7 protein-coding genes and 1 pseudogene are annotated in these 10156 nt (G+C 63.0%); 1 reads left to right on the plus strand and 7 read right to left on the minus strand.

The genetic code is table 11. From position 1 onward, the window contains the following. Positions 1 to 15: 15 nt before the first annotated feature. The 7 genes from ACIOVD_RS19635 to glnE all read right to left on the minus strand — a co-directional run bounded on the left by ACIOVD_RS19635 (position 16) and on the right by glnE (position 9508). A complete protein-coding gene (locus tag ACIOVD_RS19635) occupies positions 16 to 1458 on the minus strand; it encodes a lipopolysaccharide kinase InaA family protein (protein WP_401129710.1) in 1443 nt (480 codons plus the stop codon). Next, positions 1458 to 2210 carry a lipopolysaccharide kinase InaA family protein gene (locus ACIOVD_RS19640; RefSeq protein ID WP_095167147.1) on the minus strand — a complete coding sequence of 251 codons (753 nt, stop codon included), beginning with the start codon at positions 2208 to 2210 and terminating at the stop codon, positions 1458 to 1460. The genes ACIOVD_RS19635 and ACIOVD_RS19640 overlap by 1 nt, the downstream gene beginning before the upstream one ends. After that, positions 2210 to 3016, minus strand: a complete 807-nt coding sequence (gene rfaP, locus ACIOVD_RS19645) for a lipopolysaccharide core heptose(I) kinase RfaP (protein WP_095167148.1) — start codon at positions 3014 to 3016, stop codon at positions 2210 to 2212. The genes ACIOVD_RS19640 and rfaP overlap by 1 nt, the downstream gene beginning before the upstream one ends. Next, positions 3016 to 4137: a glycosyltransferase family 4 protein gene (locus ACIOVD_RS19650; protein ID WP_095167149.1), complete on the minus strand. Its 1122-nt coding sequence runs from the start codon at positions 4135 to 4137 to the stop codon at positions 3016 to 3018. Before ACIOVD_RS19650 ends, rfaP begins: the two co-directional genes overlap by 1 nt. Then, positions 4137 to 5198, minus strand: coding sequence for a lipopolysaccharide heptosyltransferase I (waaC, locus tag ACIOVD_RS19655; protein ID WP_095167150.1), 1062 nt, complete (start codon positions 5196 to 5198; stop codon positions 4137 to 4139). Before waaC ends, ACIOVD_RS19650 begins: the two co-directional genes overlap by 1 nt. A gap of 1 nt (position 5199) precedes the next feature. Beyond that, a complete protein-coding gene (gene waaF / locus ACIOVD_RS19660; RefSeq protein WP_095167151.1) occupies positions 5200 to 6234 on the minus strand; it encodes a lipopolysaccharide heptosyltransferase II in 1035 nt (344 codons plus the stop codon). 334 nt (positions 6235 to 6568) lie between these two features. Continuing rightward, positions 6569 to 9508 (minus strand): bifunctional [glutamate--ammonia ligase]-adenylyl-L-tyrosine phosphorylase/[glutamate--ammonia-ligase] adenylyltransferase, encoded by a 2940-nt coding sequence (gene glnE, locus ACIOVD_RS19665; RefSeq protein WP_401129714.1) that lies wholly within the window; start codon positions 9506 to 9508, stop codon positions 6569 to 6571. Positions 9509 to 9890: 382 nt separating this feature from the next. Here glnE and ACIOVD_RS19670 point away from each other — a divergent pair. Further along, positions 9891 to 10156, plus strand: a pseudogene (locus ACIOVD_RS19670) (pyruvate dehydrogenase (acetyl-transferring), homodimeric type); the annotation flags it as partial.

A 10156-nucleotide genomic window follows, 5' to 3' on the forward strand; every position in this document is an offset into this window, starting at 1 on the left:
CTCCAAAAAAAAGAGTCAAGCCACCTGCTTGGGCAACCGCTGATCAATCACCCGATACAACGCCGACCCCTCACCCCAATTACGCATGAACCGCGCCCGATCCCGCGCATAAGCCGGCGCAAAACTACTGAGTGAAGCGTGCTGACACATCGAATCCAGGTCAATCAACGACCAGCGATCCCGGTCCCAGAACAGGTTATGCCCCTTGAAATCCCCATGACTGATGCGCTCGGCGATCAACTCGGCAAACAGTTGATCCAGCGCCACCAACTCAGCCTCAGGCGCCTCGCCACTTTCCACATAGGGCGCAAAACGCTCAATGATGTCCGGCCCCGGCAGATACTCGGTGATCAGGTAGGCCCGGCTGCGCAGCCAGAAAAACCGTTTTTCCAGCAACGCCAGCGGCTTGGGCGTGGCGATGCCGAGGAACGCCAGGCGATTGCCCTCGCGCCAGGAATGCCAGGCGCGGCTCGGACGCCAGAAACGCTTGAGCCAGTGGGCAAACCCCTTGATGTTGTAGCGCTTGACCACCAGCGTACGACCACCCACCTCAACCTTGCCCACGCTCGCCGCGCCGCCGGTCTTGTACAGGTGCCCCTGGTCGAGCAAGGCATCGGCCTGCTCCAGCACCGGTAACATGGCGGCCTCTTCGTCGCGGCGAATCGCACGCAACCCAAAGGCCCCGCGCTGCACGGCGAACAGCGAGCACTCGCGGCCAACCTTGATCAGGTAATCCTTGAGTCGCCAGCTACGAATCTTGCGTACCTGCTTCTGCAAGGCTTCGAGCGGCAACGCATGCTCGCCATTGCTCAGCAGGTAATGCACCAGCAACTCTTCGGTGAACGGCTCCAGCGTCTTGGGCAACTGGGCAAAAAACACCCCGAGGTTTTCCAGGACCTTTTGCCGCGACAACGGCTGCCCCGCGGTTTCGGCATGAATCCCGGCACCGTCGATCAAATACAGCCGACCACCGTGGCGCAGCAGATTGTCCAGGTGCAGGTCCGATTGCCACAGGCCCTTGCTGTGCATCTGGCCAATGGCGGCCAGCGCCTCGGCCAGCACTTCGCTTTGCTCATCCGCCAGCACTGGCAGGGCTTCGACCTGTTGCCAGGCGTCGCCCAGGCTGTGCGCACCCTCCAGCAGTTCGAACAGCAACCAGCCGCCCTCGCCTTCTTTCAGGCCGTCAGCCAGCAACAACGGGGTGGTCAGGCCTTGGGCCGCGAGCAGGCGCACACCCTCCAGCTCACGCTGGAAATGCCGCGCCGCCTTGCGGCCCACCAGCAACTTGGCCAACACCGGACGCCCGCGCCAGACCCCGGCCCCGACATAGCGCTGGCCGGGCAGCACCCGTAGCAGACTGAGCAGTTGCAACTGCGCCGGGCCCGCGGCATCGGCCAACTCCAGGCTCAACGGCAGTTGTGGGGTGCGTCCGGCGTTTTTCAGTTCAGACAAACGCATCAACGCGTCCCCTTATGACTGCGTCGAGCGGACAAGCGCTGCAGCCAGGCATCCACCAGCGCACTGTCGGCGGGTTGATCCAGGTACGCCGCCAGCAAGCTGCGCACATTCTCGGTGCTCCAGACCGGCGCTCGGCGCAACAACGGCTCCAGATCCTTGACCCGGTCGCGCTGGCCAAACAGCAGCGGGCGGGTTTTCTCCAGGTCGATCAGTTGCGCCCGATAGCCTTCGCCATCGGCCTGCAAGAAGATGTGCTTGGGATAAAAGCAGCCATGCACCTGGCGCACGCCGTGCAGCCGCCGCGCCAACAAGCCGCAGGCGCGCAGGATCGCCGCCTGTTGCCCGGCGCTGAGCTGCGGCCATTGTTGCAGCAGCGCATCCAGGTCGTTCCAGCCATCCAGCGCCCGCGTCAGCAGGATCGCGCGGACTTCGCCGGCGACTTTGCGCTCGCCAAAGAACACCGCCTCCAGTGCCGGAACCCCCAACTGCCGGTAACGACTGATGTTGCGAAATTCCCGGGCAAAGCTCGGTTCGCCGAAGGGCCGGTGCAGGGTCCGGGTCAGGTAGTTGCTCTGGCGCTTGAGGTAATACCCCTGGCCGTCCAGGTCCAGGCGGAACACGCTGCTCCAGCCCCCGCCCGAGGTGTTGGGCTCGTCCACCGCTTCCAGTTCCCGCGCCCACAGCGCATCGAACGTGGCAAGCCCGTGGCGTTCGAACCGCTCGCGGTCCTCGGCGGCTAGAAAATCAGTCATCAGAGCGCATCCCCATAGCGCTGTTTGCGCTCGTACAGTTTGTTCGCCTTGCCCTCGAGCCAGGCCAGCAGCGAGGCTTCTTCGCGCAGGATCTGGCGCAACGGCAGCAGGAAATAACCCTTGAGGAAACGCAGCTTGTCGCGGCGAGTCAGGCCGATGTCCAGTGCCGAGAAGTACAGCGCGGCCAGGTCCTTGTTGCGCCAGCGTCGGGTGATCGCCGGGCGGGTCTGGGCCCGATGCAGGTCGATGATCGAGAGCTTGAAGTCCTCAGCCGTGACCGGCTTGTCGGTGTGCAGCAGAAAATGGCAGATATAGCAGTCGCGGTGATTGACCCCGGCGCGGTGCATCATGCCGGTCATGCGCGCCACTTCGGCAATCAGCGCGCGCTTGAGCCGGGGCTCCGGCGCTTGCCGGGCCCAGTCGATACTGAAGTCTTCGAGGCTGACGGTCGGCGCCAGCTCTTCGGTGATGATGAATGAATGCTGGTCAGCGGGGTTGCTGCCTTTTTCGCCATAGGCCACGGCGGTCATGGTCGGCACCTTGGCCTCGTGCAAGCGCTGGATCGCCCGCCACTCCTGGCCCGCGCCGAGCACCGGCAGCTTGGCCGTGAGCAGGTTCTTGAAGATCTCGCCCCAGCCGATACCCCGGTGAATCTTCACGAAGTAGCCGTTGCCAGCGACTTCGGTGCGCAGGGTGCGGCGCGCTTCGAGTTCACGGTAAACCTCGCCCTCCAGGCCTTCGACGGCGCTGAACGCATCGCGTCCGGCCCACAGGCTCTTGAACGGTTCGGCCAGAATCAACTTCATCAGTGTTGCTCCGCCAGAATCACATCTGCCGCGTGCTGCGGCATGCTGTAAAGGTCGGCCGTGTCAGCGAAGGCCAGGCCATTACGGCTCCAGGCCGCACGCGCGGCATCATCGCTCAACATGGTCGTCAGGTACTGCGTGAGTTGCGCCTGCTCGAAGGGCTCGTCCAGCACCAGGCCGCAGTCGGCCTCGGCGATGTAATGGGCATAACCACATACCGCGCTGACGAGCACCGGCAACCCGGCCACCAGCGCTTCGAGCAATACCGTCCCGGTGTTTTCGTTGTACGCCGGGTGGATCAACAGGTCGGCACCGAGCAGGAACCGCGGGATATCGCTGCGGCCCTTGAGGAACTGCACGTTATCGCCCAGGCCCAGTGCGGCACTCTGCAACTGGAATACTTTGGGGTCATCCTGGCCAATTACAAACAGCCGCGTGCGTTTACGCAATTCGGCCGGCAGCGCGGCCAGGGCCTTGAGACTGCGGTCAACGCCCTTGGTCTTGAACCCGGAGCCAATCTGCACCAGCAGCAACTCGTCGTCGGCCAGGGAGAACTCACGGCGAAAGTCCGCGCGAATTTCGCCGGCATTCGGCGGCGCGCGCCGGTCCTGGGCAATGCCCGGCGGCAGCAAGTGGAAGCGCTCCAGCGGGGTGTCGTAATGCTTGATGAACAGCGGCTGCTGGACTTCGGAGATCATCAGCACTTCGGTTTTCGCGTCCTTGGCGAACACCGCGCGCTCATACTCGGCGAAATGCCGGTAGCGACCCCAGCGGCGGTACAACGAATTGCGCAGGTTCTGCGCCTTGTCCTCGAAGCAACCGTCGGCGGCGTAGTAGACGTCCAGGCCAGGCATCTTGTTGAAACCGATCAGGCGGTCCACCGGGCGCTTGGCCAGGTCCTCGGCCATCCAGGCGCTGAGTTTTTCATTGCGCCGATGGTTGAAGAACGCCTTCACCGGCGCCACCAGCACTTCAAAACCCGGCGGCACGTCGCCTTCCCAAATCAGCGTGTAAACGCGGATCTGGTGTCCGCGCTGCTGACATTCCAGGGCAATGCGCATGAAATCACGCTGCAAGCCGCCAAACGGGAAATATTTGTACAGTACAAAAGCCAATTGCATCAGCGCAGCTCCTCAGCCATTAACAACGTGCTCAGTCGGCTCGCGACACGCTCGGGGTTCAGGCGAGTGAAGCACAGTGGCCACTCGCGCTTGAGATCAAACCGACGCTGGTCTTCAGCCGTCGGTTGGTAGGTACATTTCTTTTGCATGCACGGCGCACAGGGGAAATCACTCGCCATGTGCACCTGGCTACGACCATAGGCGCCCGTCAGGCCCGGGTTGGTCGGACCGAACAGCGACACCGTCGGCACGTCCAGCGCCGCGGCCAGATGCCCGAGGCCGGTATCCACCGCCACGCAGGCTTGCGCGCCGGCCAACACCTTGGCGACGCCCGCCAGGTTCAGCTTGGGCAACACCTCGGCGTTGCGCAGGCCCTGGGCGATACGCTCGGCGCGCGCCTTCTCGGCCGGATTACCCCACGGCAACTTCACCGCCATGCCCAGGTGCCCCATGCGCTCGGCCAGTTCGCGCCAATAGGCTTCCGGCCAGTGTTTGGTGTCCCAGGTGGTGCCGTGCAGGAACAGCACGTACGGATTCTTGCGCGGCAACTCCACCAGGCGCTCGACGTTCAGGCCGTAGTCGCCCAGGCCTTTGGGTAAGTCGTAGCCCAGGGCCACGGCGAACAACTGGCGCAAACGCTCTACCGCATGTTGCCCACGGGCCACCGCCAGGCGCCGCGAGTAGAAGCGCGCCGCCAGAGGCTCGCGGGCCGAGTGTTTGTCCAGGCCAGCCACCGGTGCCCGCACGTAACGGGTCAGCAAGGCACTTTTGAGCAGGCCCTGGGCATCGATCACCAAGTCGTACTTGGTCGCCTGCAGGTTTTGCTTGAAGCGCTTGAACTCGCCGCTCTTGATGGTCTGCCAGAGATTCTTGCGCCAGCGACGGATCGCCACGGGAATCACCTTGCCCACCGCCGGATGCCAGGTGGGGATTTCGGCAAAGCCTTCTTCCACCACCCAGTCGAACTGGATGCCGGGGATCGCCCGCGCAGCGTCGGTCAGCGCGGGCAACGCATGGATCACATCGCCCAGCGAAGAGGTCTTGATCAACAGTACCCGCAACTTAACGAACCTCGACCACAGTGCCCTGCAACCGCTGCAAGGCATCGTTCACCGCTTGCGGCATCAGCTGGCGCAGGCAGTTGTAATGGCCGAAGCGGCAGGTGCGGTCAAAACACGGGCTGCATTCGATGCCCAGGCGCACGATTTCGACGTGCTCGGCCAGCGGCGGGGTAAAGCCCGGCGAAGTCGAACCGTAGACCGCCACCAGCGGACGATTCAGCGCCGCGGCCACGTGCATCAGCCCGGAGTCGTTGGAGACCACCGAGTCGGCGCAGGACAGCAAGTCGATGGCCTCGGCCAGCGACGTGTCGCCACTGAGGTTCATCGCCTCCTCCCGCAGCCCGGGAATCAACCGGGAACGGATCTCTTCGCCGACCGCGTGATCGTTCTTCGAACCGAACAGCCAGACCTGCCAACCCTCGCGAATCTTCGCCTCGGCGACCTTGGCGTAATGCTCGGAGGGCCAGCGCTTGGCCTCGCCGAACTCGGCCCCCGGACACAGCGCCAGCACCGGGCGATCGAGGGTCAGGCCGAATTTGGCCAATGCCGCCTCGCGGGTCACAGGATCGATTTGCAGGCTGGGCCGTGGATAAGGCGTCGGCAGTTCGGCTGCCGGTTCATAGGCCAGCGCCATGAAACGCTCGATCATCAGCGGGTAGCGCTCTTTATCCAGCGTGCGCACATCGTTGAGCAGACCGTAGCGAAACTCGCCACGCCAGCCGGTGCGCTTGGCGATGCCGGCAAAAAACGGCACCAGCGCCGACTTCAACGAGTTGGGCAGCAGGATCGCCTGGTCGTACTGGCCGGCCAGGGACTTGCCGATCCGCCGCCGCGTTGCCAGCTCCAGCGCGCCGTGGCCGAGCGGAAAGCTCAAGGCCCGGCGCACTTGGGGCATGCGCTCAAGGATCGGCCGGCTCCACTCCGGGGCCAGCACGTCGATTTCGCACTGTGGATGACGCTGCTGCAGACACATGAACAGTGTCTGCGCCATCACCATGTCACCGACCCAACTGGGCCCAACGATCAGAATTTTCATAGTTATCCACAAACGAATAGGGGAGGCATTGGCCTCCCTGCTTCGAAAAACACTGTGGGAGCGGGCTTGCTCGCGATGGGGTGATTACCTTCAACACTGCTGTCGACTCACACTCCGCTATCGCGAGCAGGCTCGCTCCCACATGGGTATTGGTGCACATCCCGTGCAGTGTCGCTTGAGTGGCTCCAGATCTACCAATCACAGCACCTTCACTGTGGGAGCGGGCTTGCCCGCGATAACGATGTAATAGCCGACATCAACGGTGATGTCTGACGACGCCATCGCGGGCAAGCCCGCTCCCACAAGGGGCATGAGGTGTTTGAACTACCCCGTGTCAGCTTAGCCCCAACTCGCGCCAGATTCGCAACACCTGTTGGCGCTCATCGACAAACTGGTTGCCTGCCACCACCCCGGCCTCGTTCTGCAACGCCTGGCGGTGAGCGGCGGCGCGATAGGCCTTGTAGACCTCACGCATCAGGCTGGCATCGGCCGCAGGCATCAAGCCTTCGTGCTCCAGCTCTTCCAGAATGCGGATGTTGTCTGTCCAGCGCAGCAACGGCGGATGCGTCTGGGACCACGCCAAAGCCGCGTATTGCACCATAAATTCAATATCGACGATACCACCGGCGTCCTGCTTGAGGTCGAACGGCACCGTGGCTTCGAAGGCATTGGCCGCCGTCCCGGCACCGGTAATCCTGGTTCCCAGGTTATCGCGCATCTTGGCGCGCATCTCGCTGACTTCCTGGCGCAGCTTGGGCAAATCGCGGGCTCGCCCCAACACCTTGGCGCGAACTTTCTCGAACGCCTGGCCGACATCCTGGCTGCCCACCAGCACACGGGCGCGCACCAGTGCCTGATGCTCCCAGGTCCAGGCTTCATTCTCCTGGTAGCGCTCAAACGCTCCCAACGAACTGACCAACAGCCCCGAGGCGCCGGAAGGCCGCAGGCGCATATCGACTTCGTAGAGCTGCCCGGAGTTGGTCTGGGTGGTCAGCAAATGAATGATGCGCTGGCCCAGGCGGGTGAAAAATTGCGCGCCATCGATCGGCTTGGGCCCGTCGGTTTCCGCCTGCGGGTCACCGTCGTGGATAAACACCAGGTCCAGGTCCGAACCATGGCCGAGTTCCAGTCCGCCGACCTTGCCGTAGCCAACAATCACAAAACCTGGGTCGCACAAGGTGCCGTCGGGGCGCTGTGGCGAACCATACTTGGCGGCGGTCTGGCGCCAGGCCAGGGCCAGGACCTGTTCGAGGATCGCCTCGGCCAGCCAGGTCAGGTAGTCGCTGACCTTCATCAAGGGCAGGCTACCGGCGATTTCCGAGGCGGCGACCCGCAGGCGGTGCGCCAGCTTGAAGTGCCGCAGGGCCTCCATCTGCTGTTCCAGGTCATCCTCGGGAATACGCGTCAAGCGCTCGCGCAGCTCCGCCGCCAGTTCCGGCGCCAGGGGCGGCTTGAACAGGCGCCCCTCGTTGAGCAACTCATCGAGCAGCAGCGGGAAGCGGGTGATCTGTTCGGCAATCCACGGGCTGGCCGCGCACAACGTCAGCAGACGGCGCAGGGCACCCGGGTTTTCCGTGAGCAACACCAGGTACGCCGAACGCCGCGCCACGGCTTCAACCAATGGCAGCACACGCTCCAACACCAGATCCGGGTTGGCGTGCTCGACGGCCTGGGCCAGCAAGCGCGGGATAAAGGCGTCCAGACGCTCGCGCCCCAGACGCTGCATTGCCCGCAGCTGCGGACTGCCTCGCAGGCCGGCCAAGGCCTTCAGGGCTTTCGGCGCATCGGCAAAACCGCCCTCCTGCAACTGACGGCACGCGGCTTCTTCGTCCTGGGCGTCTTCCCACAGCGGCAACCATTCACCACCGACCACCACTTCGCTTTGCGCACCCTCCTCTTCGTCGGGATCGGCGATCACTTGACGGAAATGCCAGTCGACCCGACCCCGCCAATACATCAACTGCGCATGGAAGGCTGGCCAGTCGGCAAAACCCAGCATAAAGGCGATGCGCGCCTGATCCTGCTCGTTGTCGGGGAGCATTTGTGTCTGCCGATCGGCAATCGCCTGGATCGCGTGCTCGGTGTAACGCAGAAACTCATAACCCTCGCGCAATTCGCCGACCACTGCCGGCGGCAGGTAACCCTGCCCTTCCAGCGTGCTGAGCACCTTTAATAGAGGACGCTGCTGCAGGCTCAGGTCGCGGCCGCCGTGAATCAGTTGGAAGGCCTGGGCGATGAATTCCACTTCACGGATGCCACCGGCGCCCAGCTTGATGTTGTCGGCCATGCCCTTGCGCCGCACTTCCTGCTGGATCAACTGCTTCATGGTGCGCAGCGCTTCGATCGCCGAGAAATCCAGGTAGCGCCGATAGACGAACGGGCGCAGCAGGTCGAGCAATTGCGCCCCTGCAACCTGGTCGCCGGCCACCACCCGCGCCTTGATCATGGCGTAGCGTTCCCAGTCACGGCCCTGGTCCTGATAGTACTGCTCCAGGGCATTGAAGCTGAGCACCAGCGCGCCGGACGAGCCGTACGGACGCAGGCGCATGTCGACGCGAAATACAAAACCGTCGACGGTCATCGGGTCCAGCGCCTTGATCAGCCGCTGGCCCAGGCGAATGAAGAACTCCTGGTTATCCAGCGCACGCTTGACGCCGACGGTCTCGCCGCCTTCGGGGTAGGCGAAGATCAGGTCGATGTCCGAGGACAGGTTGAGTTCCACCGCGCCGAGCTTGCCCATGCCGAGGATGACCATCTGCTGCGGCTCGCCACTGCGCCGCCCGGTGGGCGTGCCGAACTGCTGGCAGTGGCGCAGGTACAACCACTGATAGGCCTGGTCGATACTGGCATCGGCCATGTCCGAGAGATCGCGGCAGGTCTGGATCAAGTCGGCCTGACGGTTCAGGTCGCGCCAGATGATGCGCACCTGGTGACGGTTACGCTGGCGGCGCAGTGCCCGGGCCAGTTCGTCATCGGTGGTAGCTGCCTGCGCTGCCGTGGCGATCTGCGCGCATAGCTCGCCCGCAGCGAAAGGGCGGTCCAACTCGCCGGACTGCACCAGCGCCAGCAACATCAAGGGATCACGTACACATTGTTCAGAGACAAAGTCGCTGGCGCCCGTCACGCGAGCCCATTGCGCCCAGCGTTCGGGCGTCCAGGTGGACAGGCCATAATCATCGTCGAGGGCGGCCACGGCCGCGCGCAACGATTGCTCGGCACGGCTGACAAACGGCTGGAGAATGGCGGGCAGTTGGGCAAGCGAAGGCAGGCTCATGGTCTATCCTTGATCGGCGTAGAAAGGGCGGTCTGTAGTGAACCCAGCAATTGCACTACGCAAAGGACTGTCGAACAAAGGTTAGAAATAGCTGAAATCTCAATATTTTTGGTAGCCAGCATCACGCTCGACCCTATTCTGGTTGGCTAAAGACCAAGAGTAACGATTATTCTCACAACACAGCAGGAGGCCACAAGCCGTTCTTCTGTAGTTTTACTACTCGTATATACATTCGAAAGGCTGAAATGCCCGGAGATTTGTAGTAAAACTACACGCCGCCGAATCAACCTCCGGCATTCCAAGAATTTATAACGTCTGCCCACAAGGCCAGTCGCTAACTCAGGCAACCGATTCTGGTAGCCTTTCCGCCCTGGAGCAAGCCATGCAAGACCTCGATCCCGTCGAAACCCAGGAATGGCTGGACGCCCTGGAATCGGTTCTCGACAAAGAAGGCGAAGACCGTGCTCACTATCTGATGACCCGTATGGGCGAACTCGCAACCCGTAGCGGTTCGCAACTGCCTTACGCCATCACCACGCCATACCGCAACACCATCCCCGTTACCCACGAAGCACGCATGCCTGGCGACCTGTTCATGGAACGCCGCATTCGCTCGCTGGTACGCTGGAACGCGATGTCCATGGTGAT

The sequence above is a fragment of the Pseudomonas sp. NPDC087626 genome (assembly GCF_044743405.1).
In the GTDB taxonomy this organism is placed as follows: Bacteria; Pseudomonadota; Gammaproteobacteria; order Pseudomonadales; family Pseudomonadaceae; genus Aquipseudomonas.